Origin of the sequence: Paracoccus onchidii (genome assembly GCF_028294535.1) — a bacterium.
In the GTDB taxonomy this organism is placed as follows: domain Bacteria; phylum Pseudomonadota; class Alphaproteobacteria; order Rhodobacterales; family Rhodobacteraceae; genus Paracoccus; species Paracoccus onchidii.
In genome coordinates, this window is sequence record NZ_JAQBIE010000029.1 from 20,003 (window position 1) to 46,700 (window position 26,698).

At 61.6% G+C, this 26,698-nt stretch carries 26 protein-coding genes; 18 read left to right on the plus strand and 8 right to left on the minus strand.

Translation table 11 applies throughout. The annotated features are described in order from the left end of the window. Positions 1-21 precede the first annotated feature (21 nt). From PAF17_RS17255 to PAF17_RS17275, 5 genes are all read right to left on the minus strand, one after another. Positions 22-1,557, minus strand: a complete 1,536-nt coding sequence (locus tag PAF17_RS17255; protein WP_271890368.1) for an alpha-amylase family glycosyl hydrolase — start codon at positions 1,555-1,557, stop codon at positions 22-24. A gap of 1 nt (position 1,558) precedes the next feature. Further along, complete coding sequence (locus PAF17_RS17260; RefSeq protein WP_271890344.1) at positions 1,559-2,692, minus strand: carbohydrate ABC transporter permease; 1,134 nt, start codon at positions 2,690-2,692, stop codon at positions 1,559-1,561. Further along, on the minus strand, positions 2,692-3,687 hold the full coding sequence (locus tag PAF17_RS17265; RefSeq protein ID WP_090732614.1) for a carbohydrate ABC transporter permease: 996 nt from the start codon (positions 3,685-3,687) through the stop codon (positions 2,692-2,694). Before PAF17_RS17265 ends, PAF17_RS17260 begins: the two co-directional genes overlap by 1 nt. A gap of 68 nt (positions 3,688-3,755) precedes the next feature. After that, entirely contained in the window at positions 3,756-5,081 is a 1,326-nt protein-coding gene (locus PAF17_RS17270) for an ABC transporter substrate-binding protein (protein WP_271890345.1), read from the minus strand. Positions 5,082-5,200: 119 nt separating this feature from the next. Next, positions 5,201-6,208 carry a quinoprotein relay system zinc metallohydrolase 2 gene (locus PAF17_RS17275; protein ID WP_271890346.1) on the minus strand — a complete coding sequence of 336 codons (1,008 nt, stop codon included), beginning with the start codon at positions 6,206-6,208 and terminating at the stop codon, positions 5,201-5,203. 191 nt (positions 6,209-6,399) lie between these two features. On the opposite strand from PAF17_RS17275, the gene pqqA reads away from it, so the two are divergent. From pqqA to PAF17_RS17305, 6 genes are all read left to right on the plus strand, one after another. Then, positions 6,400-6,492 carry a pyrroloquinoline quinone precursor peptide PqqA gene (gene pqqA / locus PAF17_RS17280; RefSeq protein WP_145398009.1) on the plus strand — a complete coding sequence of 31 codons (93 nt, stop codon included), beginning with the start codon at positions 6,400-6,402 and terminating at the stop codon, positions 6,490-6,492. Between the two features lie 74 nt (positions 6,493-6,566). Next, positions 6,567-7,448, plus strand: a complete 882-nt coding sequence (gene pqqB / locus PAF17_RS17285) for a pyrroloquinoline quinone biosynthesis protein PqqB (protein ID WP_271890347.1) — start codon at positions 6,567-6,569, stop codon at positions 7,446-7,448. After that, positions 7,445-8,197, plus strand: a complete 753-nt coding sequence (gene pqqC, locus PAF17_RS17290) for a pyrroloquinoline-quinone synthase PqqC (RefSeq protein WP_271890348.1) — start codon at positions 7,445-7,447, stop codon at positions 8,195-8,197. Before pqqB ends, pqqC begins: the two co-directional genes overlap by 4 nt. Continuing rightward, positions 8,194-8,493, plus strand: coding sequence for a pyrroloquinoline quinone biosynthesis peptide chaperone PqqD (pqqD, locus tag PAF17_RS17295; protein ID WP_271890349.1), 300 nt, complete (start codon positions 8,194-8,196; stop codon positions 8,491-8,493). Before pqqC ends, pqqD begins: the two co-directional genes overlap by 4 nt. Further along, complete coding sequence (gene pqqE / locus PAF17_RS17300) at positions 8,490-9,617, plus strand: pyrroloquinoline quinone biosynthesis protein PqqE (RefSeq protein WP_271890350.1); 1,128 nt, start codon at positions 8,490-8,492, stop codon at positions 9,615-9,617. Before pqqD ends, pqqE begins: the two co-directional genes overlap by 4 nt. 4 nt (positions 9,618-9,621) lie before the next feature. Then, complete coding sequence (locus PAF17_RS17305) at positions 9,622-10,395, plus strand: quinoprotein dehydrogenase-associated SoxYZ-like carrier (protein WP_271890351.1); 774 nt, start codon at positions 9,622-9,624, stop codon at positions 10,393-10,395. 48 nt (positions 10,396-10,443) lie between these two features. On the opposite strand, the gene PAF17_RS17310 is transcribed toward PAF17_RS17305, so the two are convergent. Next, the gene (locus tag PAF17_RS17310) at positions 10,444-10,767 is read right to left on the minus strand and encodes an EF-hand domain-containing protein (RefSeq protein ID WP_271890352.1); all 324 of its coding nucleotides are present in this window, start codon (positions 10,765-10,767) and stop codon (positions 10,444-10,446) included. A 214-nt stretch (positions 10,768-10,981) separates the two neighbouring features. Between PAF17_RS17310 and PAF17_RS17315 the strand changes: the two genes are divergently transcribed. The 5 genes from PAF17_RS17315 (at position 10,982) to PAF17_RS17335 (ending at position 15,226) form a co-directional block, all read left to right on the plus strand. Beyond that, positions 10,982-11,689, plus strand: coding sequence for a response regulator (locus PAF17_RS17315; RefSeq protein WP_271890353.1), 708 nt, complete (start codon positions 10,982-10,984; stop codon positions 11,687-11,689). Further along, entirely contained in the window at positions 11,689-12,864 is a 1,176-nt protein-coding gene (locus PAF17_RS17320; RefSeq protein ID WP_271890354.1) for an FIST N-terminal domain-containing protein, read from the plus strand. Before PAF17_RS17315 ends, PAF17_RS17320 begins: the two co-directional genes overlap by 1 nt. Continuing rightward, entirely contained in the window at positions 12,854-14,176 is a 1,323-nt protein-coding gene (locus PAF17_RS17325; protein WP_271890355.1) for an ATP-binding response regulator, read from the plus strand. Before PAF17_RS17320 ends, PAF17_RS17325 begins: the two co-directional genes overlap by 11 nt. Before the next feature lie 88 nt (positions 14,177-14,264). Next, entirely contained in the window at positions 14,265-14,882 is a 618-nt protein-coding gene (locus PAF17_RS17330; protein WP_271890356.1) for a hypothetical protein, read from the plus strand. Beyond that, complete coding sequence (locus PAF17_RS17335) at positions 14,879-15,226, plus strand: hypothetical protein (protein WP_271890357.1); 348 nt, start codon at positions 14,879-14,881, stop codon at positions 15,224-15,226. Before PAF17_RS17330 ends, PAF17_RS17335 begins: the two co-directional genes overlap by 4 nt. A 4-nt stretch (positions 15,227-15,230) precedes the next feature. On the opposite strand, the gene ubiB is transcribed toward PAF17_RS17335, so the two are convergent. Both ubiB and ubiE read right to left on the minus strand, forming a co-directional pair. Continuing rightward, positions 15,231-16,769, minus strand: a complete 1,539-nt coding sequence (gene ubiB, locus PAF17_RS17340) for a 2-polyprenylphenol 6-hydroxylase (protein ID WP_271890358.1) — start codon at positions 16,767-16,769, stop codon at positions 15,231-15,233. Continuing rightward, positions 16,770-17,516: a bifunctional demethylmenaquinone methyltransferase/2-methoxy-6-polyprenyl-1,4-benzoquinol methylase UbiE gene (gene ubiE, locus PAF17_RS17345; RefSeq protein WP_271890359.1), complete on the minus strand. Its 747-nt coding sequence runs from the start codon at positions 17,514-17,516 to the stop codon at positions 16,770-16,772. A 76-nt stretch (positions 17,517-17,592) separates the two neighbouring features. Between ubiE and mutM the strand changes: the two genes are divergently transcribed. The 7 genes from mutM to gyrB all read left to right on the plus strand — a co-directional run bounded on the left by mutM (position 17,593) and on the right by gyrB (position 26,583). Continuing rightward, a complete protein-coding gene (gene mutM, locus PAF17_RS17350; RefSeq protein ID WP_271890360.1) occupies positions 17,593-18,438 on the plus strand; it encodes a bifunctional DNA-formamidopyrimidine glycosylase/DNA-(apurinic or apyrimidinic site) lyase in 846 nt (281 codons plus the stop codon). A gap of 87 nt (positions 18,439-18,525) precedes the next feature. Beyond that, positions 18,526-19,302 (plus strand): enoyl-CoA hydratase, encoded by a 777-nt coding sequence (locus tag PAF17_RS17355; RefSeq protein WP_271890361.1) that lies wholly within the window; start codon positions 18,526-18,528, stop codon positions 19,300-19,302. Positions 19,303-19,455: 153 nt separating this feature from the next. Then, positions 19,456-19,725, plus strand: a complete 270-nt coding sequence (gene rpsT, locus PAF17_RS17360) for a 30S ribosomal protein S20 (protein ID WP_271890362.1) — start codon at positions 19,456-19,458, stop codon at positions 19,723-19,725. A gap of 554 nt (positions 19,726-20,279) precedes the next feature. After that, positions 20,280-21,674 (plus strand): chromosomal replication initiator protein DnaA, encoded by a 1,395-nt coding sequence (dnaA, locus tag PAF17_RS17365; RefSeq protein WP_271890363.1) that lies wholly within the window; start codon positions 20,280-20,282, stop codon positions 21,672-21,674. Between the two features lie 133 nt (positions 21,675-21,807). Continuing rightward, positions 21,808-22,926, plus strand: coding sequence for a DNA polymerase III subunit beta (dnaN, locus tag PAF17_RS17370; RefSeq protein ID WP_271890364.1), 1,119 nt, complete (start codon positions 21,808-21,810; stop codon positions 22,924-22,926). Beyond that, on the plus strand, positions 22,923-24,002 hold the full coding sequence (gene recF, locus PAF17_RS17375; protein WP_271890365.1) for a DNA replication/repair protein RecF: 1,080 nt from the start codon (positions 22,923-22,925) through the stop codon (positions 24,000-24,002). Before dnaN ends, recF begins: the two co-directional genes overlap by 4 nt. A gap of 142 nt (positions 24,003-24,144) precedes the next feature. Then, positions 24,145-26,583: a DNA topoisomerase (ATP-hydrolyzing) subunit B gene (gyrB, locus tag PAF17_RS17380; RefSeq protein WP_271890366.1), complete on the plus strand. Its 2,439-nt coding sequence runs from the start codon at positions 24,145-24,147 to the stop codon at positions 26,581-26,583. Positions 26,584-26,698: the final 115 nt, after the last annotated feature.

Sequence of the window (26,698 nt, forward strand, 5' to 3'; positions counted from 1 at the left end):
GTTTCCTCCCCTGAACCTGCCCTAGCCTTCGATGATCTGGACCTGCCAGGGCGCAAGGCCGGCGGCCTCGTCATCCGACAGGTTGGCCCTGATCCGAAGGGTCTGTTCGCTGTCTGCGCGGATGAAGGACAGGACCGGCCCCTGGGCCGACATATCCGACATGCTGCCCAATCGCAGCGCGCTGTGCTTGTTGCGCAGCCCGATCGCCCACCGATAATGATGCAGGACGGACTGGGCGTCGGCCTCTTGCCCGACGACGGTGCGTTGCAGATGGGCGTGGGGCACCGGCAGCCATGGCTGGCTGGTCGAAAAGCCGCCATTGACACCCATGTCCCAGACCATCGGCGTCCGGCACCCGTCGCGGCCCTTGTATTCGGGCCAGAATTCGATGCCATACGGGTCGCGCAGATCCTCGAACTGCAATTCGGCCTCGGGCAGGCCCAGTTCCTCGCCCTGATACAGGCAGACGGAACCGCGCAGGCACATCAGCACCGTCGCATAGGCCTTAGCCGCCTGATCGGTCAGATTCCAGCGGCTGATATGGCGCGCGACATCATGGTTCGACATCGCCCAGCAGGGCCAGCTGTTCGGCGCCGTCGCCTGCAACTGGTCAAAGACCTGCACGATCCGCGCGGCGGGCAGATCCTCGCCCGACAGGAAGTCGAACACATAGGACATCTGCACCCGGCCCGGCACGCCGGTATATTCCTCCAGAAGTTCCAGCCCACGTTCGCTGTCGCCGATCTCGCCCACCACGACCGCGCCGCGCGGCGCAAGCTTGGCGGCAAAGCGTTCCAGAAAGGGCAGATTCTCGGGCTGCGACTTGTCATATTTGTGGCTTTGATGGTTATAGGGGTTCACTGCGGGCGCGGTGTCGGCCTTGCGCAGCTCCGGGGCCAACGGCGGGTTGTCGCGCAGCTGGGCGTCGTGGAAATAGAAATTGATCGTATCCAGACGGAAGCCGTCGACGCCCTTGTCCAGCCAGAATTCGGCCATCTGCAATAGCGCGTCCTGCACCTCGGCATTGTGGAAATTCAGATCCGGCTGCTGGCTTAGAAAGTTGTGCAGGTAATATTGTTCGCGCCGCGCATCCCATTGCCACGCGCTGCCGCCAAAGATCGACAGCCAGTTCGTCGGCACCGTGCCGTCGGGCTTGGGATCGGCCCAGACATACCAGTCGGATTTCGGGTTGTCGCGGCTGGCGCGGCTTTCCTTGAACCACGGATGCTGGTCCGAGGTATGCGACATCACCAGATCGATCATCACCTTCAGGCCCAGATCATGGGCCCGTTCGATCAGCCAGTCGAAATCCTCCATCGTGCCGAACAGCGGGTCGATGCCGCGATAATCGCTGACATCATAGCCGAAATCCTTCATCGGAGAGGTGAAGAAAGGCGATATCCAGACCGCATCCACCCCCAGCGAGGCGACATAGGGCAGGCGCTGCGCGATGCCCGCCAGATCGCCGACGCCATCGCCGGTCGTGTCCTGAAAACTGCGGGGATAGATCTGATAGATGATCCCGCCCTTCCACCATTCCGTCTTGTTTTCCGTCAAATCATCCACCTTTCACGGATCCGGCCAGCAGCCCGCGGACCAGATATTTCTGCATTGCAAAGAACACGATCAGCGGCACCGCGATCGAGATGAAGGCCGAGGTCGCCAGAATTTCCCATTCCCCGCCTTTCGAGCCCATCAATTCGCGCAGAACGCCGGTCATCACCAACTGTTCCCGCGTGTTGCCCAGAAACACGGTCGCAACCAGCAGATCGTTCCACACCCACAGGAACTGGAAGATCGCGAAACTGGCCAGCGCCGGGAAGGACAGCGGCAGGATGATCCGGCGGAAAATCTGGAACTCGGTCGCGCCATCCACGCGGGCGCTTTCGATCACCTCGCGCGGCAAGCCGACCATGTAGTTGCGCAGCAGATAGACCGCCAGTGGCAGGCCAAAGCCGGTATGGGCCAGCCATATCCCCAGATAGCCCTTGCCGATGCCGATCTCATTATGCAGCCTCAGCAGCGGGATCAGCGACACCTGCAACGGCACCACCAGCAGGCCCACCACGGCGGCGGTCAGGATCGCGCGGCCGGGAAACTCCATCCAGGCCAGCGCATAGGCCGCGAAGGCCGCGATCAGGATCGGGATCACCGTCGCCGGGATCGTCACCGTCAGCGTGTTCATGAAGGCGCGGCCCAGACCCTCGGCGGTCAGGACGCGCTGATAATTGCCGGTGGTGAATTTCGGCGGCACCTCGGTGGTGGTAAAGATCCGCTCGCCGCGCCGCATCTCGAACGGTTCGGGCGAGGTCAGGCGATAGCTGCCATCGGCATCCACGGTCAGTTGCCAGCCATCCTCGATCTCGGTCGTGTCGCCGGGCTGAAACCGGGCCGGGTCGCGCGCGCCAGTGCCCCAGGCGACCAGCGTCTGATCGCCCTCGGTCACGTTCCCCTCGATGACATACAACCCGCCGTCCTGCACCGCATCGTCATCGGTGCCGGTACGCACAAAGCCGGTCTGTTCGGCCGCGGAAAACGACTGCCACCAGCCGCTGTTTGCGATCTGGTCGCGATCGCGGAACGACGACACGAACAGGCCCAGCGTGGGAATCGTCCACAGCAGAACCAGAAGGAAGGCACAAATATTGACGACCCATACCAGCGTGGATTTCTGTCCGGCCATCCCGTCCATCAGCGGACCTCCTTGCGGGCGTTGCGGATGTTCCAGACCATGATCGGCGTCACCAGGATCATCAGCACGATGGCAATGGCCGAGCCGCGCCCGTAATCGGGGCTGCCACGGAACATCCAGTCATACATCAGATTCGCCAGAACCTGCGTGCCCCATTGGCCGTTGGTCATGACAAAGACGATATCAAAGACCTTCAGCACGACGATGGTGATGGTGGTCCAGACCACCGCGATCGTGCCCATGATCTGCGGCACCTTGATCTTCATGAAAACCTGCAGCGGGCTGGCGCCGTCCAGAATCGCGGCCTCGATGGTTTCCTCGGGGATGCCGCGCAGGGCCGCCGACAGGATCACCATCGCAAAGCCGGTCTGGATCCAGACCAGCACGATCATCAGGAAGAAATTGTTCCACGGGATCAGCGTCAGCCAGATCTGCGGATCGCCGCCCAGCCGCGTCACGATCCAGTTCAGAAGCCCGATCTGGGTTTCGCCCTCGGCGCGGAATTCGTAGATGAACTTCCAGATCACGCCCGCGCCGACAAAGCTGATCGCCATCGGCATGAAGATCAGCGACTTGCCGATATTGCCCCATCTGATCCGGTCGGTCAGCTGCGCCGCAATCAGCCCGAACAGCGTGGACAGCGCCGGCACGACCAGCAGCCACAGCATGTTGTTGCGCATGGATTCGCGGAATTTCCCGTCGCCCAGCAGCCATGTATAGTTGTCGACACCGACGAAACGGCTGCCGGTGGAGTTGTGCAGCGACCGCCACAGGCTGTCGATGACCGGATAGACCAGATACATGGTCAGAAACAGGATTGCCGGGCCCAGAAACAGCCAGGGCCGGATCTGGTTGGCCTTGCGGATATTGTCGCCCGCATTCGGCCCCTTGGGCGGGTAGATCGTATCAAGGACCATATTCGATCCCCAGAACCACGCCACGCATCCGAAGACGCCGATGGCGATGGTGCTGATGGCCAGCCAGAACAGTTCCATCCCGTTACCCCCGCTTTGCTATGGCGCGTCGCGGGGTCTGCCCGCGCCGCGCCCTGTCTTGGGTGGTGCTACTTGATCGTGTCCCAGGTCTGCTGGATCTGGTCGCCGACCTCTTGCGCGGATTTGCCGCCGGTGAAATCAACCATGCCGGTCCAGAAGGCACCCGCGCCGATGGCCCCCGGCATCAGGTCCGACCCGTCAAAGCGGAAGGTCGTCGCATCCTGCAGGATCTGACCCATCTTTTGCAGCGTCTCATCGCCATAGGCGTCGGTGTTGACGCCGGTATGGGGCGTCAGGAAGCCCTTTTGCGCCATCCAGATCTCATGCGCGGCGGGCGTTTTCAGGAAATCGATGAAGGCCAGCGCAGCCGGATTGTCGGACAGCGCCGAAAACAGCGTGCCGCCGCCCAGAACCGGTTGCCCCAGATCGCCCTCGGCGGGGGCCGGGAAATAGAAGAAATCGGCATCCAGCCCGATCTCGACCCCTTCCGGGAAGAAGGACGGGATGAAGCTGGCCTGACGATGCATGAAACAGGCGGGCGGGCTGTCGAACAGACCTTTCGGGCTGTCGCGGAAATCGGTCGAGGCCACGGCCCCGGACCCGCCCGCGACATGATCTTCGTTCTTGGCGAACCAGCCGAATTCCTCGATCGCGGCGACGACCTTGGGATCGTTGAAGGGCAGGCCGTTGGTGGTCCAGGCGTCGTAATCCTCGGGGCTGTTCATGCGCAGCATGATATCCTCGACCCAGTCGGTCGCGGGCCAGCCGGTCGCGCCACCCGAGCCCAACCCGATGCACCAGGGCGTTTCGCCATCCGCCACGATCTGTTCGGTCAGCGTCTTCAGATCCTCGTAGGTTTCGGGAACCTCATAGCCCATGTCCTCGAAATTCTCGGGGACATACCAGACCAGCGATTTCACATCCGCCTTGTAGGGAAAGGCATAGGTATGTTCGGCCCCGTCCGCACCTTCATAGGTCGACAGCGCGGCCCAGCTTTCGCCGGCGGCGTAATTGTCCCTGATCCACTGGCCGGTCTCGTCGCCCAGATCGGTCAGATGGCCCTTTTTGGCCAGATCGGCGGCCAGGCCGGGTTGCGGGAACACCGCGACATCGGGGGGCGAGCCTGCCTCGCTGTCGATGACGATCTGCTGTTCGAAACTGTCCGACCCGGAATAGTTGACCGTCGCACCGGTCGCGTCCTCGAAATAGGGAAAGATCGAGCTGAACAATTCCTGATCCGGGCCAAGCCACGGACCCAGCACGGTAAAGGACTGGCCTTCAAGATCGCCATGCGCGGCTTTGAAATCCTCAAGGCTTTGCCAGTTGATGCGGTCGTCGCTGCCCGGCTCGATCACCATCTGGGCCAGTGCAGGCCCCGAAATCAGAATGGCCATGGCAGTTGTCATGAACATAACTTGTTTCAACGTCTTCCTCCCATCATTCAAAGGCGGAATCGGCTATCAAACCCGCCGTTCCATCAAACGTTGGACAGGGGCTGACGATATGTCAAAGATTAATCCTCCCATTCCAGTTCCTTGAAAGCTGCCGTCGCGTCACGCGCCACGGTTGCATCAAATGACTGCCATCCTTCACGCAGATGCGACATGTTCTGCACGATTTCGGGCACTGCACGCGACATGGGCAGCCCGGCGTCGATGCTTGCCCGCGTGCTGTCGCGCAATGCGCTCAGAAACTGTTTCTGCGGGGCGATCGCATCCGCAAAGTCGCGCGCAACCGGCCCGTGACCGGGAACGATCAGGGCGGGACTTTGCGATACTGGCATCTCGGCCCAGTCGATCCAGCCCAGCAAGGATCCATCCACAACCGGCGTCAATTCGCGAAACAGCAAATCGCCGGTGAACAACGTGGCGGTTTGTTCGTCAAACACGGTCAGGTCATTATCGGTATGGGCGGTTTTCACCGGCTGCAACAACAGCGACCGCCCTCCCAGATCCAGCGCCATCGGTTCGGACAATGACTGATCGGGCAACACCACCTCGGTCCCGATCATGCGCGCGGGACCGAACAGGCGGCCCGCACTGTCGAGATAGCTTTGCGACCGGGATGCCAGCGCCAGAGGCAAGGCTGAATGCGCCAGAACCTGCGCGCCCGCCTCGGCAAAGAACGAGGCCCCCAGAACATGGTCGGGATGCATATGCGTCAGGATGACATGGCTGATCGGCTTGTCCGAGATCCGCCGGATAGCGACCAGAAATTCCTGAGCCTGCTGACGCGACACGCCCGCATCGATCACCGCAATCCCATCCCGACCGATCACCACGCCCAGATTCGCAATGCGCCCATCCGGCGTTTCATCCATTTGCGCGATCCGACCCTGAAAAAAATGGACGCCCGGCGCAATCTCGGCCAAATCCAGCGCCGGAAGCTGCTCTGTTGGCTGACACCGGATATCGCGGCCTGTCAGCTCGGGGTGCGAGGCCAGCCATGCATCCGCGATTCGCACCGCATCCTTCTGACATGCCGATCGCGTGGCGCGCTCTCCTTCCGGCAACATCATCATCGCACATTCATGGGAAGAAACGGCAAGGCAGGCGGTCAATACAAGATGAAACATAGGGCGGATTATCCCGTGGCTACTTACATGCAGAGTGATTTTCGCTCTGCTACCTTAGTAGTGTTGACCTATCCTGCCTCTCATTTAACATGAAATACAGTCGCCGACCCATTTTACGGCATTCGGAGGAGAAACATATGGCCTGGACCAAGCCTGTCCTGAAAGAAATCGCCTGCGGCATGGAAATCAACATGTATGCCCCGGCTGAGGACGAACCCGTACTGTTCTGAGGCAATCTGACGAACAGTCGGAATAAACGGCCCTGTCCGATCCCCTCGGACAGGGCCGTCTGCTCTGGTGAGATATGAAAACTGTCATTCTGGGTGCCGCTGCGGGCGGCGGGTTGCCACAATGGAATTGCGGCTGCGACAATTGCAACGCGGCGCGACGGGGGCGGATTCCGTCGTTGACCCAAAGCTCGCTTGCCGTCAGCGCCGATGGGGTCGAATGGGCGATCCTGAACGCCTCGCCCGATATCCGGATGCAGCTGGCCGCGACACCGGCATTGCATCCGTCCGGGCCGCGACAGATGCCGCTGCGTTCGGTCCTTGTGACCAATGGCGATATCGACCATGTCGCGGGTCTGCTGACCCTGCGCGAAAGCCAGCCCTTCGATCTGTTCGCGACCGCCGCGATTCACGACGCGCTGGCGCAGAACCCGATGCTGACCGCGCTGCGCGACGATCTGGTGCCGCGCCGGACGGTGGCGCTGGATCAGACCATCGACCTTCTGCCGGGCCTGACCGCGACGCTGTTTGCGGTGCCCGGCAAGGTGCCGCTGTATCAGGAAGGCGCCGTGGTCGAGACCGGGCTGGTCGGCGAAACCACCGTCGGGGTCGAACTGCGCAGCAGGGATCGCCGCGCGCTGTATATTCCCGGTTGCGCCGATATGCCCGACTGGCTGGCCGACCGCATCAGCGGCGCGGATGCGCTGTTTTTCGACGGGACCCTGTGGGAAGATGACGAGATGATCCGCATGGGGCTGGGCCAGAAAACCGGTCGCCGCATGGGCCATATGTCGGCACGGGACAGCATCCGCAGCCTTGCGGACCTGCCCATCGGGCAACGCATCTTCGTGCATCTGAACAATTCGAACCCGCTGACCGATCCCGACAGCCCGCAAACCGCCGAGGCGCGCGCAGCCGGCTGGCGGATCGCCCGCGACGGAATGGAGATCGCGCCATGAAAGACCTGCCGCAGGGACCGCAAGGCCGCGACGACTTCGAAGCCCGCCTGCGGGCCATCGGGGCCGAACGCTATCACGACCGGCACCCGTTCCACGCCCGTCTGCATGGCGGCGACTGCACCCCGGATCAGGTCCGCGCCTGGGTCATCAACCGCTGGATGTACCAGTCGCGCATCCCGATGAAGGACGCCGCCTTCATGTCGCGGGTCGAGGATCCCGCCCTGCGCCGCGCCTGGCGCAAACGGATCGAGGATCACGATGGCGGCGTGACCGAAGGCGGCGGCATCCGGCGCTGGCTGGCACTGGCGCAGGCGGTCGGGCTGGACCCCGATTACGTCGCCAGCGGCGCCGGCATCATGCCCGCCACCCGCTTTGCCGTGGACGCCTATGTACGCTTTGTCCGCGATATGCCGCTGCTGGATGCGGTGGCCGCCAGCCTGACCGAATTGTTCGCCCCCCGGATCCATGCCCAACGGATCGAAGGCCTGCTGGCGCATTACGATTTCGCCGATGACAGCAGCCTCGCCTATTTCAGGAAACGCCTGACCGAGGCCCCCGAGGATGTGAAATTCGGTCTGGATTACGTGCTGACCCATGCCGATACCCGCGAAAAACAGGATGCGGCGGCCGCGGCGCTGATCTTCAAGACCGATGTCCTGTGGGCCCAGCTGGACGCGCTGTGGCACGGCTATGTCGAGGGCAATATTCCCCCCGGCGCCTGGCGCCCCGGCGAGGGGATGGCCCGATGACCGCTGCCCCGCTGATCGCGCCCGAAGACGTGCCCTATCTGCCGCGCGGCGTGCGGCTGCAGGATGATCGCGTGCGCGGCATCCGGGTGCTGCAGGCCCCGGAACGCGCGATGCAACTGGATGCGATCGGCGATGCGATCCTGTCGGAGCTGGACGGAAAACGCAGTCTGGACAGCATCGCCGCCGCGCTTGCCGCCCGCTATCACGCCCCGGTCGAACAGATCGCCGGCGACATCCGCGACTTTCTGACCGGCCTGATCGAAAGACGCATGGTCTTCGTGAAGGGCGCGCCATGAAGGACCAGCCCACGCCCCATGATCTGGATGGCAACCCCGTCACGCCGGGCCTGCCGATGGCGATGCTGGCCGAAATCACCCATCGCTGCCCGCTGGCCTGCCCCTATTGCAGCAACCCGGTCGAACTGACCCGCGCGGCGCAGGAACTGCCGGCCGAGGATTGGGGCCGGGTTTTCCGCGAGGCCGCCGAACTGGGCGTGCTGCAGGTCCATATCTCGGGCGGGGAACCGGGGGCGCGGCGCGATCTGGCGCAGATCGTCGGCCATGCCCGCGATGCGGGCCTTTACGTGAACCTGATCACCTCGGGCATCGGGATCACCCGCGACCGGCTTGAGGAACTGGACCGCGCAGGCGTCGATCATGTGCAATTGTCACTGCAGGGCATCCGCCCCGACATGGCCGACCGGATCAGCGGTCATCCCGGATCATGGGACAAGAAGATGGGCTTCGCCGATTGGGTCACCCAGATCGGCTTTCCCCTGACGATCAACGCCGTTGTACACCGCCAGAACATGGAACGCCTGCCCGACATGATCGCGCTGGCCGAACGGCTGGGCGCGCGCCGGATCGAGGTCGCGACCGTCCAGTTCCACGGCTGGGCCGACCTGAACCGCGCCGCGCTGATGCCGACGCGCGATCAGGCGGGCTTTGCGCGTCAGGTGGTCAATGACGCCCGCCTGCGGCTGCGCGGGCGCATGGTCATCGACTATGTTCCCGCCGACCATCACGCCGTCTATCCCAAGGCCTGCATGGGTGGCTGGGGCAGCACCGGGCTGAATGTCGCGCCGGACGGATCGGTCCTGCCCTGCCACGCGGCGCAATCCATCGGCTGGATGCGGTTCGACAATGTCCGCGACCGCAGCCTTGGCGAGATCTGGCACCACTCGGACGCGTTCAACGCCTTTCGCGGCACCGAATGGATGGCCGAACCATGCCGATCATGTGAGCGGAAAACCGTGGATTTTGGCGGCTGCCGGTGTCAAGCTATGGCATTGGCCGGGGATGCGCGGGCCACCGATCCGGTTTGCTCGAAATCCCCGCTGCATGCGCAGGTCGTCGCACGCGCCGAACAGGACGCGGACAGGACGGAATTCGTCTATCGGCGCATGAAAAAGGGAGGATGAGACGATGAAAGCATGGCTTCTGGCCGGGCTTTTTCTGGCTTCGCCCGTCTTGGCGCAGGAAAACCCGTTGCAGCCATCCCAGACATGGAACGACCTGCGCGAAAGCGTCGTGGGTCTGTCCGCCGAACCGCCTTTGGACCCCGCGACACTGGATCTGGACGCGCCGACCCGCGCCCATGATGCGGCCATCGTTCCGATCCGGCTGACGCAGCCCAGCGACGCCGCGCCGCTGACCGGACTGACCGTGGTGATCGACGAAAATCCCGCCCCCGTCGCGGCGGAATATTCCTTCGGCCCCGCCTTGATGCCCCTGGATTTCGAGATCCGGGTCCGCGTCGATGCCTATTCCGATATCCGCGCGATTGGCGACCGGGCGGATGGGTCCAAGGTCATGGCGGGGCGCTTCGTCAAGGCATCGGGCGGCTGTTCGGCCCCGGCGGGCAAGGACATGGCCGCGGTCGAATCCAGCATGGGGCAGATGCGCTGGAAAACCGCCAAGGCCGATGGCCGCACCATCGGCACGTTGATGATCCGCCACCCGATGTTTTCGGGACTGCAACGCGATCAGGTCACGCTGCTGAACATTCCGGCGAATTTCATCGACAAGCTGCAGGTCCGTCAGGGCGATGAACTGCTGTTTTCCATGCAGGCCGGCATTTCCGTCAGCGAGGATCCGGTTTTCCGCTTTGCATTCGAACCCAATGGCCAACCGATCAACGTCCATGCCGAGGATCTGGATGGCCATGTCTGGGAACACAGCTTCGAGGCCAAAGGTTAGGCGCGATCGGCCGCCCGCACGACGGACGGCCGAAACAGGCGGCACTGTTCAGTTCTTGCGTGACTGGCGTTCCTTGGCCATCCGATCCAGCTCGGCGCGGGTCAGGACCCCATCATCGTTGCGATCCATGCGCGCAAACATCTCTTCGGGGTTCATCCGCTTGCGGGCCTTTCCGTTTTGCGGACTGGCCTGATCGGCATGGCGGGCAGCGCCCTGAAGGAACTCTTTCTTGCTGATCTGTCCGTTCCCGTTCATATCCAGTTGCTGCATCATTACCGCGGGTTCCATCTTGGGTCGCTGCGGCGCAGCGGACACCGCCCCCGACACGAGAACCGCAATTCCGGTTGCAACAAACACAAGTTTCTTTTGCATATTCGCCCTTTCCAAATGCCGTCGATTTCGTCACGGCTGGGCATGGTCTAGATTGGCAGAACGAAATGGCAGGTAAACGGCAAATGATGCTGCGCTGCGGCGGAAATTCAAACGCTTGCGCGGGGTTGCTTTACCCCGCCGCGCCTCTACAATCTTGGCATGAGACGGGCCGACCAGAGAGATCGACCCGATCATGTAAACGGGAGGAGTAGCCATGACCACCGCAGCCACTCCGGCGCGCGTGACAGGGCAATCGCGGCCGAATGCAGATCAGGTGAAGGAAATCCTGATCGTGGATGACCATCCGCTGATGTGTGATGCGCTCGCGCTGACCCTGAAGATCAGTTTTGGGCTTAAACATGTCAGAACGGCCCGCAGCCTTGCGGCCGCGATTGAACAGATCAAGGACCAGGGCGCGCCCGACGCCGTTATTCTGGACCTGAATCTTCCCGATGCGCGGGGATCGGAAGGAATCGTCGCACTTCGCCGGCAATTGCCTGATGTGCCGATCACGATGATCTCTGCGGACCTGGAAGCCGCGATGATTTCCGCCGCCATGGCCGCAGGCGCACAAGGCTATATCAGCAAATCGCTCAGCCGCGAGGCGCTGGTCGACAGCCTGCGCCGCATGTGGGACGGCGAACATGTCACGCCAGATGGCTATCACCCCGAAGAGGCGGGTGCCGATGATCTGGCCAAGGCGGAACTGATGCGCCGCTTTGCATCGCTGACCCCCCAGCAGATGCGTATCCTGCGGCTGATATGTCAGGGCAAGGCGAACAAGGAAATCAGCTATGACCTGTCCATCGCCGAAGCCACGGTCAAGACCCATATCACGGCGATCATGTCCAAGATAAACGCACGCCGCCGCACCCAGGCGGTGCTGCTTGCAAATTCGATCCGGCTGTTCGAGGCCGGATAATGAATACCGGCCCGATCGCAAAGGAGGGTGCCATCGGGCCGGTGGCTGTGCAGGCCGACCAAGACGCAAGCGACGCATCCGCGATCCTGCTGGCCGGCCTGCGCGCCGTCAAACCATCGCTTGTCCTGCTGTTCACCGATGATGAGGCGCGATTGCGGGAACTGGCTACGGCATTGCGATCCGGCCTGCCGGACGGGTGCCTGATTGCCGGCTGTTCTTCCGCCGGCGAAATCGGTCCTTGCGGATATGCCAGCCAAAGCGTTGTCGCCATCGGCTTTCCCGAAGCCGAGTTTCGCGCACAGGCGCTGCAACTTTCGAATCTGTCCGGCCTGCCGGTATCGGAATGGATGACCGCTTTGCGCGGGATGCAGAAATCCTTTGCCGCCAAGGCCGACAGGGAATTGTTCGGCCTGCTGCTGGTCGATGGCATGGCCGGGCAAGAGGATGCGCTGGTTGCCACGATTGACGCCGCCTTGCCTGCGGTTCCGACACTGGGCGGATCGGCCGGAGATGGCCTGAATTTCAACAAGACGTTCCTGTTGCTTGGTGACGAGGTTGTTTCGAACGCAGCGCTGTTCGTGATGGTCGAAACCACGCTTGCGGTCCGCGAAGTGACTTTCGCGCATTTCAGCCCGACGACAATCCGGGCCGTCGTGACCGCAGCGATCCCGGACAAGCGGCGCATACTGGAATTGAACGCCGAACCCGCGGCCGAAGAATATGCCCGCATCATCGGCATCGCCCCCGATCAGCTGACCCCAACCGAATTTGCCCGCCATCCGTTGTTATTGCGCATGGGCCGGCGTCATCATGTCCGTGCCATCAGCGCGATAACCGAAGATGGCGGGCTGTCTTTGATGTCCGCCATTGATACCGGCACCGTCCTGACGCTGGGGCGCGCCGATGACATGACGCGGGGATTCGCGGACGCATTGGACGGCCTGCCACGCGAACCGCTGATGGTGCTGGGATTTGACTGCATCCTGCGGCGGCTTGCACTTGAACGTGCCGGCCTCAGCGCGACAATGAGCGATCTGTTCAACAGATACCGCGTTGCGGGCTTTAACACCTATGGCGAACAGCACAGCGGCATGCATGTGAACCAGACATTTGTCGGGCTGGCCTTCATGGCACCTGACAGCGACACCAAGGCAGGCAACCCCGATGCTGCGTGACGATGACCCGCCTGCGCGAAAGATCGAAAAGCTGGGCCGCATCAATGAGGTGCTGATAGACCGTATCGACCGGCTGGAAGAATCGCGGGGGTCCGCATGGTCAATGTTTCAGGCCGCCGTCGCACTTGAACAAGAGGTCCTGACGCGCACGCGCCAGCTGGAACAGGCCCTGGCCGATCTGTCGCAACGCAACCGCGAACTTGCGGTTGCCCGTGCCGCCGCCGAAGAGGCCAACCGATCGAAAACCCGCTTCCTGCGCGCCGCAAGCCATGACCTGTTGCAGCCCCTTTCAGCCGCGCGGTTGTTCCTTGCTGCTCTGTCCGACACCGCGATGAACGAACAGCAACAGGAACTGACCGAACGCCTGTCGGGGGCATTCGAATCCGTCGAACAGCTTATGCATGCGGTGCTCGATATCTCGCGCCTCGACAGCCAGCGAATCGAGTTCAACCGCCAGCCTGTCCCCCTGAGCGAGCTGTTTCGCAAGCTGGCAACGGAATACGCCCCGCTTGCCGAAGCCAAGGGCCTGAAGCTGTCATTTGTTGCAACCGACGCCATCGTGGAAAGCGATCCGGTATTCCTGCGCCGTATCGCGCAGAACCTGATCTCGAATGCGATCAAATACACGAATCGCGGTGGCGTGGTGATCGGGGTGCGCAGGCAGAAAAAGACCATCTGGCTATGCGTCTATGACACAGGCGCGGGCATTGCAGCGGTGGACCGCAATCGCATCTTCGAAGAATTCCAGCGCCTTGGGCATGATGCCGCCACGCCCGGAATGGGGCTTGGACTGTCCATCGTCCGCCGAGCCTGCAACAAGCTGGGTCATCCGATCAGCCTTGATTCCGAAGCGATGCGTGGAACGGTTTTCAAGGTCGGGCTGCCCCCCGGTGACACCGCCGACACCCCATCGCCACCCCAGACCGAAACCCCAACCAGAACGCTGCGCGGGCGCGTCGCGCTGATCGTCGAGAATGACCATGCGATGCGCCGCGGCTATGAGCTGACATTGCAGGACCAGCTGGGTATGGTCGCGCGCCTGTGCGGCAGCACTGCCGAAGCCGTGGCCACGATGGGGGATGAACCGCCCGAAGTCATCATCGCCGATTATCACCTGGAAAACGGGGATACCGGCGTCGCGGCCATCGAAGCCCTGAGATCACGGCTGAACCTGCCTGTTCCTGCGATCATGATCACCGCCCATCGCGACCCGGAAATCGCCCGGACCTGCGCGGCAATGGGGGTGCATCTGATGGAGAAACCGTTGCGGCCCTCGGAACTGGGCGAGGCATTGGGCCGGGTTCTGGAATGATCTGCGACAAAGGGCTGAGGTGGCGGTCGCAAGGGCTTGCCCATGGCCCGCGCCTTCGCAACTGTGAACCAAACAGAAGGGAGGGGACATGAAAGGCGCAGTCGCATTTCTGCTGGCAGGCTGCCTGGCGGCCCTGGCCACCGCACCGCTCAATGCAGGGGAAGCCGGTGACATCGTGTTCGCGGATCGTGGTCCCTGGTCGCTGGAGGATCAGGGGATCGTCTGGGCGGTCAATGTTTCTGGTCCGGCGGCCCCCGGCTTTCTGCCCGTACACGACGGAACCGTCGCCCTGCATGAGATCATTGATCCATCGGATCACAAACCGGCTCTGCAACTGGAGCGAAGGACAGACCAGCGCAGTCAGAAGATCGGCCCGTTTCCGGTTTCCGGCGGCGATCCGGTGCTGACCTTCTTTCTTGAACAAACCTCGCGCGACATGGCGCGCCTGACCGGCGGCAGCCCGTTCTATATTCGCAATCGCATCAAGGATGCCGTGTTTCGCGGCGGCCATCTGGATCAGGGCGAAGGCAATATCATCGCGACATTTCGCCCATTCGAAAATGATCCCAATGCGGAAAAGATGAACGGGTTTCAGACCCTGCAACTGACCTTCGTTCTGGATTCACCTGACGCGCCGATCCGCGAGATGCGGGCCGCGACCGATGGCGATACCCCCGGATACCTCAACAGCATGGTCATGCAATGAAGACAGTGATTTCGATGGCGACCCTGATGTTGGCGCTGCTCTTGCCGGCTGCGACCATGGCGCAGGCCGTCAATGATTATCCGACCAACGCACGGGCAGAGTATGTGTTCACCTGCATGGCAACAAACGGGCAGAACCGCGAAATGCTTGACCGATGCGCCTGCGCGATCGACCAGATCGCGACAGTTCTGCCGTTTGACGACTATGTGCGGGCCGAAACCGTGCTGCGTATGCAGCAGGTCAGCGGCGAACGTGCCTCGATGTTCAAGGGCATGGCCGAAATGAACGAATTCGTCGCCCGTCTGCGCCGTGCCGAGGCCGAAGCCGAGATCCTCTGCTTCTGACCTCTTAGCCCAGGGCCAGCCCGATCGCCGCACCCGCCGCCAGGGACAGCACCGTCACCAGCCAATAAGGCAGATAGCCCGCGCGACGGCCCTCGGACTTGGGGGTGGCGTCTTCGGGATGGGCGCGTTCCCACAGCGCCTGTTCGACGATCCGGGGTAGCAACGGGCCGAACCGGCCAACCGTCTGAACGACCTTGCTCATATCCGAGGCCAGGGATTTTGGCCCGAGATTGGACTTGATGTAATCCGACACCACGGGTTTGGCGGCATCCCAGATGTTCAATTGCGGATCGACCGACCGGGCTACGCCCTCGACCACGACCATTGTGCGCTGCAACAGGATCAGCTCGGTTCGGGTGCGCATCCCGAAACGTTCGGTCACCTCGAACAGATATCCCAGCAGGTTGGCCATCGAAATGCGGCTGGCATCAGCGCCGAAAATAGGTTCACCAACGGCGCGCAACGCCCGTGCAAACGCCGCTTCGTCCTGATCGCGCGGCACATAGCCCGCCTCGAAATGCACGCGGGCGACGCGGCGATAATCGCGGCGGATGAACCCCATCAGAATTTCCGCGTAGACCCGGCGTGTATATTCGTCGATCTCGCCCATGATCCCGAAATCATAGGCCAGAACGTCACCATTCGCCGCGACCTTCAGGTTGCCGTGATGCATGTCGGCATGAAAGAAACCGTCGCGCAGCGCGTGTTGCAGGAACAGCTGAATCACCCGCGTCGCAATACGGGTGACATCATGCCCCGCCGCAATCAGCGCCTCGCGGTCCCCCATCGGCAGACCTTCGGCCCAATCCGAGGTCAGCACCCGGCGACCGGACAAATGCCAATGCGGCGCCGGCACGGCAAAGCGCTCATCCTCTTTCGTGTTCTCCGCGAATTCCGAAGCTGCCGCGGCCTCTAGGCGCATGTCCTGTTCGCCTGCGACGACGCTTTCGAAATGACTGACGACATCGCGCGGACGCAGACGACGGCTGCCCGGCGACAGGAATTCGATGAAGCCCGCGGCAAAATGAAAGGCATCGATATCGCGCCGAAACGCAGCCGCAATTCCGGGGCGCAACACCTTGACCGCGACCTCCTGGCCGGTCTCCGCCACTCGCGCGCGGTGAACCTGCGCAATAGAGGCTGCCGCAACAGGTTCGGAAAACTCCGAGAACAGCGTTTCGATGGACTGGCCAAGTTCGGTTTCAACGATGCGCTTGGCAGTTTCGGTCGGGAATGGCGGCAAACGGTCCTGCAGCATCCGCAACTGATCGGCCAGTTCCGTGCCCACGACATCCGCCCGGGTCGAGAGGATCTGCCCGAACTTGATATATGCCGGTCCCAGCGCGGTTATGGCACGGGTGACCGGCGGAAGATCAGGATCCCCCTTGTAACCCAACCAACGGAATGGCCACCCCAATACGCGCGCCGCAACCCGCAGGCGCGGCGGCGCCTCGACCGCGTCCAGGGCGACGCGCATCGCGCCCGTGCGCTCGAATGTGGCACCGGTTCGGATCAGGCGAAGAATATTGTGCGGTCCGCGCATCTACAGCTTCCACCCCGAATGCAGTGCAGCAATTCCCATCGACAGGTTGCGATACTGCACCCGGTCAAATCCCGCCGCAGAGATCATGTCGGCGAATGCCTGCTGTTCGGGAAAGCGGCGGATGGATTCGACCAGATACTGATAGCTGTCACGATCCCCGGTCACCGCCTGCCCCATCGCCGGAATGACATTGAAACTGTAGCGATCATAGGCCCATTGCATCGCCGGGACGGGAATCTGATTGAACTCAAGCACCATCAGCCGCCCGCCGGGGCGCAGCACGCGAAACGCCTCGCGCAGCGCATCGGGAATGCGGGTGACGTTGCGGATACCGAAACTGATCGTATAGCGATCAAAGCTGTTATCGGCAAAAGGCAGGGCCATGGCATCGCCGGTCACCCATGCCAGCCGGTCGGCCCGCTCAGCGGCATCGGCGCGCTTGCTCCCTTCGACCAGCATTGATTCGGTCATGTCACATACGGTCACCCGCGCATCCGGCGCACGTTCCAGAAAACGAAACGCGATATCACCCGTGCCGCCCGCCACATCCAGAAGATGCTGCCCCGGACGCGGTGCCAGCCAGTCCATCATCGCGTTCTTCCAGGCCCGATGGATCCCCGCGCTCATCAGGTCGTTCATCAGGTCATAGCGTGACGCCACGCTGGAAAACACCTCGTGCACCATGCCGGCCTTGGCGTCTTCATCGACCGTGCGGAAACCGAAATGTGTCTGCTTCTTGTCACTCATGGCGCTTGCCGTTCCTTGCCTCAGCCGCCAGATAAGCCCCGTGCGACGCGCGCACAATGCAGCGAAAGGAAGCAGATTGCCAGAACTGCCGGAAGTGGAAACCGTCAGGCGGGGCCTGATCCCCTATCTCGAAGGCCAGCGGATCGCCCGCGCCGAGGCGCGCCGACCGGATCTGCGCTGGCCCCTGCCCCCCGATCTGGTACAGGTCCTGACTGGCGCGACGGTCACCGGATTGCGCCGCAGATCGAAATACATCCTGGCCGATCTGGATCGCGGCGGGGCATTGCTGCTGCATCTTGGGATGTCGGGCAGAATGGTGATCGAAGATCAGAGAATCGCGTCCTTCCATCGCGATCCGGCAATCCTGGCTCGGCACGATCATGTCGTTCTGACAACCGACGCAGGGACGGTCATCACCTTCAACGATGCGCGGCGTTTCGGCATGGTCGACCTGTTGCGCGACGGAACATCGCACCCGTTGCTTGACCATCTGGGCCCCGAGCCATTCGACGATATATTCACGCCGGAATATCTTGCCAATGCGTTCAAGAACCGCCGTCTGCCCGTCAAGCAGGCGTTGCTCGACCAGAAAATCGTGGCCGGGCTTGGCAATATCTATGTCAGCGAATCCCTCTATCGCGCCGGAATCGATCCGCGCCGCGCCGCAGGCCGGATCGCGTTGCGTCGCCTTGCCATACTGGCTGACCATATCCGCAACGTGCTGTCCGAGGCGATCAACGCCGGAGGCTCATCGTTGCGCGATCATCGGCAAGCCAGTGGCGAACTGGGCTATTTTCAGCACAGTTTCAGGGTCTATGACCGCGAAGGTCAGCCATGCCCACGCGACGAATGTGCAGGGCAGATAAACCGAATCGTTCAATCCGGCCGATCCAGCTTCTTCTGCCCGCGCTGTCAGCACTGAACCCGGCGGTATGGCTAATGCTTGGCTTTCCGTTCGCCATGCTGTTAGGAATCGGCGCAACGCTTATTCGCAACGAGGTCCAAGCCAATGGCTTATGAAACCATCATCGTGGAAATCGACGACGAGGTCGCGCTGGTCAAGCTGAACCGGCCCGAGGCGCTGAACGCGCTGAACGCCACGCTATTGGGCGAATTGTCGGCGGCTCTTGCCGAGGCGGACAGGAACGACAAGGTTCGCTGCATCGTGTTGACCGGCAGCGAAAAAGCCTTTGCTGCAGGTGCCGACATCAAGGAAATGGCCGAAAAGAGCTTTGTCGATGTCTATTCCGAGGATCTGTTCGGCGCCAATATCGAAACCATCCAGCGCATCCGCAAACCGATCATCGCCGCCGTCAGCGGCTATGCCCTGGGCGGCGGCTGCGAGCTTGCGATGGTGTGCGATTTCATCATCGCGGCCGAGAATGCCAAATTCGGGCAACCGGAAATCAACCTGGGTGTCGTGGCCGGAATCGGTGGCACCCAGCGACTGACCCGCTTTGTCGGCAAATCCAAGGCGATGGACATGAACCTGACAGGTCGTTTCATGGACGCCGCCGAGGCCGAACGTTCAGGCCTGGTCAGTCGCGTGGTGCCGACCCCGAAACTGATCCCCGAGGCCATGGGCGCGGCGCGCAAGATTGCCGAAAAATCCGCCGTCGCGACCAAGGTGGTCAAGGAATCGGTCAATCGCGCCTATGAAACGACATTGCGCGAAGGGCTGTTGTTTGAACGCCGCGCCTTCCATTCGCTGTTTGCCACCGATGACCAGAAAGAAGGCATGGCAGCATTTCTGGAAAAGCGCGAAGCACAGTTCCGCGACCGCTGATTAGGGGTTTTCATTCAATCATTCTTGCCTTAAGGGGCTACGCTTACATGCGCGTGGGCCCGCTTAGGCAAGAATCATGTCCGTTCCCCAGGGAACGGCAGGCATGGGTCTTTTGCGCAACTGAAACGTTAAAGACCCGATAGGACCTGTATCATGGCCAATACGCCCCAATCCAAAAAGCGCGCACGCCAGGCGCTGCGTCGCACCGACATCAACAAAGCCCGCCGTTCGCGCATCCGCACCTATCTGCGCAAGGTTGAGGAAGCCATCGCATCCGGCAACGCCGATGCCGCGCGTGAAGCCCTGAAAAATGCCCAGCCCGAACTGATGCGTGGCGTCACCAAGGGCGTAGTGCACAAGAATACTGCAGCGCGGAAAATCTCGCGCCTGGCATCGCGCGTCAAAGCGCTGTCGGCTGCCTGAGACGGCTGCCCTTCGGGCTGAAAAATCCAGCGTTTCGGCCCCTGAAGGCCGTAATTACATCAACGGGCGCAAGCGGTTTGCTTGCGCCCGATTTCGGTTGCTGCATCTGCAAAACGACTTAATAAATTGTTAATTTTCAATGCCGTTAAGTTTTTTTACTGTAGAGTCAAAGGCATCCGAGATTCGAATTCACAAACAACCTGTCAAGCGCATAGTTCGGTTGCGCGGCGCTTCGGGCTGTTGCTAATTTCACCATGCGATTCACGTCGCTTTTGGGGGACGGGCCGCTCCGCCCATATGGTCCGAAGGACTGTATCAGGAACGGCCAGGCGACGAAGCAGAGCCTTCTCTCTTCTGCCCTCGGGTTCATCAGGTCGGCTGCCACCGGCCCGGAAGAGCCCGTGTCTATTATGGTTTCGGGCTGCAAGCCCACTCATGCGCGTCCGTCCGGGCGGCAGGGGTGTTCTGTTGCCTGTTCCACCCCAAGGGTCGAGAATCGATCATCCTGTCGGCAATCCGGCAGGAGCGGGGACAGGAAAGATAGGGCGAGAAGAATGGACGAAATCTGGGGGCAGGCATGTGCGGAACTGGAAAAAAGCGTTGGGCCGAATAACTTCAATCACTGGATCAAGCCGCTCCGCCTGACCTCGGTCGAAGAAGGCGTTGCCCGGTTCGCAAGCCCCACCCGGTTTGTGTCGGATTGGGTCAACCGCCACTTTGCCAAGGACATCATCGTCGAGCTGAACCGTATCGAACCTTCGGTCGAACGCATCCGGTTTGATGTGGCCCCTCAGGGCGCGACCGCTCGCGCTCGCTCGGTCGCCGCGCAAGCCGCACCCTCGCAATTTCGTGCCAATGGCCCCGCAGTTTCCCCGGCTGCCGCGGAACCCCGCGCCTCTGGCAAATCGGATCTTTGCGCCCCCCTGGATCCGCGCTTCACCTTTGGCAATTTCGTTGTCGGCAAGCCCAACGAACTGGCCCATGCAGCCGCACGCCGCGTCGCCGAGGGCGGCCCTGTCGGTTTTAACCCGCTGTTTCTTTACGGTGGCGTCGGCCTGGGCAAGACCCACCTGATGCACGCGATTGCCCATGATTATCAGCAACGCCACCCCGCCGCACAGGTGCTGTATCTGTCGGCTGAGCAGTTCATGTATCGCTTCGTCCAGGCGCTGCGCGAAAGCACGATCATGGATTTCAAGGGCATGTTCCGCAACGTGAACATGCTGATGGTCGATGACGTGCAGTTCATCGCCGGCAAGGACAGCACGCAAGAAGAATTCTTCCATACATTCAATGCGCTGGTCGATCAGGGCAAGCAGATCGTCATCTCGGCGGATCGCGCCCCTGCAGAAATCAAGGGGCTGGAAGAACGCATCAAGTCGCGCCTGGGCTGCGGATTGATCGTTGACCTGCACCCGACCACTTACGAACTGCGTCTGGGCATTCTTCAATCCAAGACCGAGGCCTTCCGCAAGCAGCACCCGGATCTGGAAATCGGTGCCGGTGTGCTTGAATTCCTTGCGCATCGCATCACCAACAACGTGCGCGTTCTGGAAGGCGCGTTGCAGCGCCTGTTTGCCCATGCCAGCCTGTTGCGCCGCGAAATCACCCTGGATGTCGCACAGGAATGCCTGGTCGATATCCTGCGCACCAATGACCGCAAGATCAGCATCGATGACATTCAGCGCAAGGTCGCCGAACATTACAACATCAAGCTGGCGGACATGATGGGGCCGAAACGCGCGCGCAATGTTGCCCGCCCGCGCCAGATTGCAATGTATCTGTCGAAACAGCTGACCAGCCGTTCGCTGCCCGAAATCGGTCGTCGTTTCGGCGGGCGCGATCACACCACGATCATGCATGGTGTTCGCAAGATCGAAGAACTGGCAATCGAGGATCACGGCCTGGCCGAAGATATCGCCATGCTCAAGCGCCTTCTCGAAGCCTGAACCTTGGCCCGAGCTGTGGCGTGGCCCGAAGCTTGGAAAAGACCCCGAACGAAAACCTTGTGACCGCCGACGCAGGCGGTTACAAATCAGGTCCGAAACGGGGCCTGCACGGCCATAGGGACAGGGAAAAGCTATGAAATTCTCGATCGAACGCGCCGTTCTGGTCAAAGCGGTCTCTCAGGCCCAGTCGGTTGTCGAACGCCGCAACACCATCCCGATCCTGGCCAACGTGCTGATCGAGGCCTCGGCAGATGGGGTCAGCTTCCGCGCGACGGATCTGGATACCGAGGTCGTCGATCGCGCCGCAGCCCAGGTCGAACGCCCCGGCGCGACCACGGTCAGCGCGGTCATGCTGAATGAAATCGCCCGCAAACTGCCCGATGGTGCGCTGGTTCAGATCACATCCGATGACGCCACCGGCCGGTTGTCGGTTCAGGCCGGGCGCTCGAATTTCAGCCTCGCGACCCTACCACGCGAAGACTTCCCGGTCATGGCCTCGACGGAATACAGCGCGAATTTCAGCGCCCCGGCCGCAGTGTTGCGCCGCCTGTTCGACAAGTCGAAATTCGCGATCTCGACCGAAGAAACCCGCTATTACCTGAACGGCGTCTATATGCATGTGGCGCAGTCAGATGACGGCCCGACCCTGCGCTGCGTGGCCACCGACGGCCACCGCCTTGCGCGCATCGACGCCGCTCTGCCCACCGGTGCCGAAGAAATGCCCGGCATCATCGTGCCCCGCAAAACCGTCGCCGAGCTGCGCAAGCTGCTGGATGACGACGAGGCGGATATTGCCGTTTCAGTCAGCGAGACCAAAATCCGTTTCGCCACGCCGACCCTGACGCTGACATCCAAGGTTATTGACGGAACATTCCCCGACTATTCCCGCGTCATCCCCGCCAACAACACCCGCAAGCTCGAGGTGGACGCAACCGATTTCGCCCGCGCCGTGGATCGTGTCGCCACTGTCAGCAGCGAACGTTCGCGCGCCGTCAAGCTGGCGCTGGATGCAGACCGGCTGATCCTGTCGGTGAATGCCCCTGATTCCGGGGCCGCCGAAGAAGAACTGATCGTCGCCTATGCCGACGAACCGCTGGAGATTGGCTTTAACGCCAAATACCTGCAGGAAATCGCAGGTCAGGTCGATCGGGACAACGCTGTCTTCATGTTCAGCGGATCGGGGGATGCAGCGCTGATCCGCGAAGGCAGCGACCTGAGCGCGGTCTATGTCGTCATGCCGATGCGCGTGTGACGCTCGACCAGATTTCTCTGGCGCAGTTCCGGTCCTGGTCACGGCTGGAGCTGCAGATTGATCACAAGCCTATCGCGATCCATGGGCCGAACGGCTCGGGCAAGACAAATATCCTTGAAGCGGTGTCCATGCTGGCCCCGGGCCGGGGGTTGCGCGGCGCACCCGCACCCGATCAGGCCCGACAGGCCAAGGGCGCAGGCTGGCGCATCCGGGCGCAGATCGATGATCACCAGATTGATACGACTGCCCCCCCCGGCAAGAACCGCCAGGTTAGCCTTGACGACAAGCAGGTGCCCCAAACAGCTTTGGCGCGACTTCTGCGAATTATCTGGCTGGTGCCGTCCATGGACCGGCTTTGGACCGATCCCCCGGATACGCGCCGCCGTTTCCTTGACCGGCTGACCCTCAGCCTGTTTCCAGATCATGCCGAATTGGCGCTGACCTATGAAAAGGCGATGCGCGAACGCAATCGATTGCTGCGCGATCAGATCAATGATCCGGGCTGGTATCGTGCGCTGGAAGGGCAGATGGCACAATCTGGCAGCACCCTGACCGCCAACCGGATTGGCGCACTGGCCGCGATCATGGCGGCGCAACGCTACGACCCGGGCGGTTTTCCGGCTGCAACCCTGTCGCTGCTACCGGGCGAAGGCCATGCCGACGACACGCATGCCGACAGTATCGCGGCACGACTGGCCGAGATGCGCCCCCGCGATCTTGCCGCCGGTCGCAGCCTGACCGGCCCGCATCGCGCCGATCTGGGCGCGCATTGGGGACCGCAGGAAATGCCTGCCGCGCTGTCTTCGACCGGAGAGCAGAAGGCCTTGTTGCTGTCGCTGATTCTGGCCAATGCCCGCGCCCTGCCCGATCAACCGGTCATCCTGCTGCTGGACGAGGTTGCCGCGCATCTGGATGCCGATCGCCGCGCAAGGCTGTATGACCAGATTGTCGACCTGAAAGCACAAACCTTCCTGACTGGAACCGGCGCCGAACTTTTCCAGTCCTTTGGCTCGCGTGCGCGACGCCTTGAAATCGGCAAGACGGACGGCCAGTCACACTGTTCCGAGCTGCCCTGACACCGCCTGTATCGTCTTTTGGGCGCGATTGGGCATTGTTCACGCAGGAATGCGCCCGCTCCTCCCGAAAAACTGTGTCTTTGCCGTGACTTTGCCTGCGTAAACGCTTATATCACCATAAGATTCACAGGATTATTCTCGCATGACCGACACCGCCCCCCAGCCCACCGAATACGGAGCCGATTCCATCAAGGTTCTCAAGGGATTGGAAGCTGTCCGCAAACGGCCCGGCATGTATATCGGCGATACCGATGACGGCAGCGGTCTGCACCACATGGTCTATGAAGTTGTCGACAACGGCATCGACGAGGCGCTGGCCGGCGAAGCTGATTACGTCAAGGTCAAGATCCACAACGACAACAGTGTCAGCGTGCGTGACAACGGTCGTGGCATTCCCGTCGACCTGCATCCCAGCGAAGGCGTCAGCGCGGCCGAGGTGATCATGACCCAGCTGCATGCCGGGGGCAAGTTCGACCAGAACAGTTACAAGGTGTCCGGCGGATTGCATGGCGTGGGCGTATCGGTCGTGAATGCGCTGTCGGATTGGCTGGAACTGCGGATCTGGCGCAATGGCAAGGAACATTTCGCGCGTTTCGAACATGGCGAAACGACCGAGCATCTGCGCGTGGTCGGCGATGCGCCCGATGGCGAAAGCGGCACCGAAGTGCGCTTTCTGGCCTCGGCCAAGACCAGCGACACCAATGGCACGTTCAGCAATCTGGATTATAATTACAAGACGCTTGAAAACCGCCTGCGTGAACTGGCCTTCCTGAACAGCGGCGTGCGCATCATTCTGGAAGATTCGCGTCATGCCGAGCTGCTGCGGACGGAACTGTTCTATGACGGCGGCGTGCGCGAATTCGTCAAGTTCCTTGATCGGTCGAAAACTCCGGTGATGCAGGATCCGATCTTCATGACGGGCGAGAAGAACGGCATCGGCGTCGAAGTGGCGATGTGGTGGAACGACAGCTATCATGAAACGGTGTTGCCCTTCACCAACAACATCCCGCAACGCGATGGCGGCACGCATATGGCCGGCTTTCGCGGCGCCCTGACGCGCGTCATCAACCAATATGCGCAATCCAGCGGTATCGCCAAGAAAGAAAAGGTCGACTTCACGGGTGATGACGCCCGTGAAGGATTGACCTGCGTGCTTTCAGTCAAGGTTCCCGACCCGAAATTTTCCAGCCAGACCAAAGACAAGCTGGTCTCCTCCGAGGTCCGCCCGGCCGTCGAGGGGATGGTCCACGAAAAGCTGACCGAGTGGTTCGAGGAAAACCCCGCCGAGGCCAAGAATATCGTCGGCAAGATCATCGAGGCCGCACTGGCCCGCGAAGCCGCCCGCAAGGCGCGCGAATTGACGCGCCGCAAATCGGCGATGGATGTCGCCTCGCTGCCAGGAAAGCTGGCTGATTGCCAGGAAAAGGACCCGTCCCTGTCAGAGCTGTTCATCGTCGAGGGTGACTCGGCAGGTGGATCGGCAAAACAGGGACGCTCGCGCCAGAATCAGGCGGTCCTGCCCCTGCGCGGCAAGATTCTGAACGTCGAACGGGCGCGGTTTGACCGCATGCTGAGCAGCGATCAGATCGGCACGCTGATCACCGCGTTGGGCACCGGCATCGGGCGCGATGAATTCACGCTCGACAAGCTGCGCTACCACAAGATCGTCATCATGACCGATGCCGATGTCGACGGCGCCCATATCCGGACATTGCTGCTGACATTCTTTTTCCGCCAGATGCCCGAACTGATCGAAGCAGGGCATCTGTATATTGCCCAACCCCCGCTCTACAAGGTCGGCCGCGGTCGTTCCGAAGTCTACCTCAAGAACGAGGCCGCTCTTGAAGATTACCTTATTCAACAAGGGGTTGAGGGTGCGGTTCTGCGGCTGGGAAGTGGCGAAGAGATTACCGGAAACGACCTGTCACGCGTTGTCGAAGAGGCCCGCACCGCCCGGCGCGTCCTGCGCGCCTATCCAACACACTACCCCCCCCATATCACCGAACAGGCAGCCATCGCCGGTGCGCTTGTGCCAGGCCGCGTCGACGCCGATGCGCAGGGCGCAGCCAATGCGGTGGCCGCACGGCTTGACCTGATCGCGGAAGAATACGAACGTGGCTGGGCCGGACGCCCGACACAGGATGCCGGCATTCGCCTCACCCGCACGCTACGCGGCGTCGAGGAATCGCGCACCCTTGATGGCCAGATGCTTCGCAGCGCGGAAAGCCGCCGCCTGGGGGAAATGACCGAATCCTTGCAGGAGGTCTATGGTCAGACGGCCCATCTTGTCCGCAAGGATCGCGACCAGCCGATCTATGGCCCGCTCAGCCTGCTTTCAGCGATCTTCCTCGAGGGCGAAAAGGGCCTGTCGCTTCAACGCTACAAGGGCTTGGGTGAAATGAACCCCGACCAATTGTGGGAAACGACGCTGGACCCTGTTGCCCGCACCATGTTCCAGGTACGGATCGAAGACGTTGCCGAAGCCGAGGACTTGTTCACGAAGCTCATGGGAGATGTCGTCGAACCGCGCCGCGAATTTATCCAAAGCAATGCGCTGAACGTCGCCAATCTGGATACCTAGCAACTATATCTTTCAGTGTTGTCTGGGCTCCCATTTCTGCGGTCTTTTGCATAGCGCATTGGCGATGATGACGAGCTTGCGCGCGACGGCCGTGACGATGACCTTGTGTGGTTTT

What these genes read in the sequence shown, in the direction of transcription:
- gyrB (WP_271890366.1), top strand. Translation starts at nt 24,145, where the DNA reads ATGACCGACACCGCCCCCCAGCCCACCGAATACGGAGCCGATTCCATC.
- pqqB (WP_271890347.1), top strand. Translation starts at nt 6,567, where the DNA reads ATGAAAACTGTCATTCTGGGTGCCGCTGCGGGCGGCGGGTTGCCACAA.
- PAF17_RS17260 (WP_271890344.1), bottom strand. Translation starts at nt 2,692, where the DNA reads ATGGACGGGATGGCCGGACAGAAATCCACGCTGGTATGGGTCGTCAAT.
- pqqE (WP_271890350.1), top strand. Translation starts at nt 8,490, where the DNA reads ATGAAGGACCAGCCCACGCCCCATGATCTGGATGGCAACCCCGTCACG.
- rpsT (WP_271890362.1), top strand. Translation starts at nt 19,456, where the DNA reads ATGGCCAATACGCCCCAATCCAAAAAGCGCGCACGCCAGGCGCTGCGT.
- pqqC (WP_271890348.1), top strand. Translation starts at nt 7,445, where the DNA reads ATGAAAGACCTGCCGCAGGGACCGCAAGGCCGCGACGACTTCGAAGCC.
- PAF17_RS17265 (WP_090732614.1), bottom strand. Translation starts at nt 3,687, where the DNA reads ATGGAACTGTTCTGGCTGGCCATCAGCACCATCGCCATCGGCGTCTTC.
- PAF17_RS17355 (WP_271890361.1), top strand. Translation starts at nt 18,526, where the DNA reads ATGGCTTATGAAACCATCATCGTGGAAATCGACGACGAGGTCGCGCTG.
- PAF17_RS17335 (WP_271890357.1), top strand. Translation starts at nt 14,879, where the DNA reads ATGAAGACAGTGATTTCGATGGCGACCCTGATGTTGGCGCTGCTCTTG.
- pqqA (WP_145398009.1), top strand. Translation starts at nt 6,400, where the DNA reads ATGGCCTGGACCAAGCCTGTCCTGAAAGAAATCGCCTGCGGCATGGAA.
- PAF17_RS17325 (WP_271890355.1), top strand. Translation starts at nt 12,854, where the DNA reads ATGCTGCGTGACGATGACCCGCCTGCGCGAAAGATCGAAAAGCTGGGC.
- PAF17_RS17320 (WP_271890354.1), top strand. Translation starts at nt 11,689, where the DNA reads ATGAATACCGGCCCGATCGCAAAGGAGGGTGCCATCGGGCCGGTGGCT.
- PAF17_RS17275 (WP_271890346.1), bottom strand. Translation starts at nt 6,208, where the DNA reads ATGATGATGTTGCCGGAAGGAGAGCGCGCCACGCGATCGGCATGTCAG.
- dnaA (WP_271890363.1), top strand. Translation starts at nt 20,280, where the DNA reads ATGGACGAAATCTGGGGGCAGGCATGTGCGGAACTGGAAAAAAGCGTT.
- PAF17_RS17310 (WP_271890352.1), bottom strand. Translation starts at nt 10,767, where the DNA reads ATGCAAAAGAAACTTGTGTTTGTTGCAACCGGAATTGCGGTTCTCGTG.
- PAF17_RS17330 (WP_271890356.1), top strand. Translation starts at nt 14,265, where the DNA reads ATGAAAGGCGCAGTCGCATTTCTGCTGGCAGGCTGCCTGGCGGCCCTG.
- ubiB (WP_271890358.1), bottom strand. Translation starts at nt 16,769, where the DNA reads ATGCGCGGACCGCACAATATTCTTCGCCTGATCCGAACCGGTGCCACA.
- PAF17_RS17305 (WP_271890351.1), top strand. Translation starts at nt 9,622, where the DNA reads ATGAAAGCATGGCTTCTGGCCGGGCTTTTTCTGGCTTCGCCCGTCTTG.
- PAF17_RS17270 (WP_271890345.1), bottom strand. Translation starts at nt 5,081, where the DNA reads ATGGCCATTCTGATTTCGGGGCCTGCACTGGCCCAGATGGTGATCGAG.
- PAF17_RS17315 (WP_271890353.1), top strand. Translation starts at nt 10,982, where the DNA reads ATGACCACCGCAGCCACTCCGGCGCGCGTGACAGGGCAATCGCGGCCG.
- dnaN (WP_271890364.1), top strand. Translation starts at nt 21,808, where the DNA reads ATGAAATTCTCGATCGAACGCGCCGTTCTGGTCAAAGCGGTCTCTCAG.
- pqqD (WP_271890349.1), top strand. Translation starts at nt 8,194, where the DNA reads ATGACCGCTGCCCCGCTGATCGCGCCCGAAGACGTGCCCTATCTGCCG.
- ubiE (WP_271890359.1), bottom strand. Translation starts at nt 17,516, where the DNA reads ATGAGTGACAAGAAGCAGACACATTTCGGTTTCCGCACGGTCGATGAA.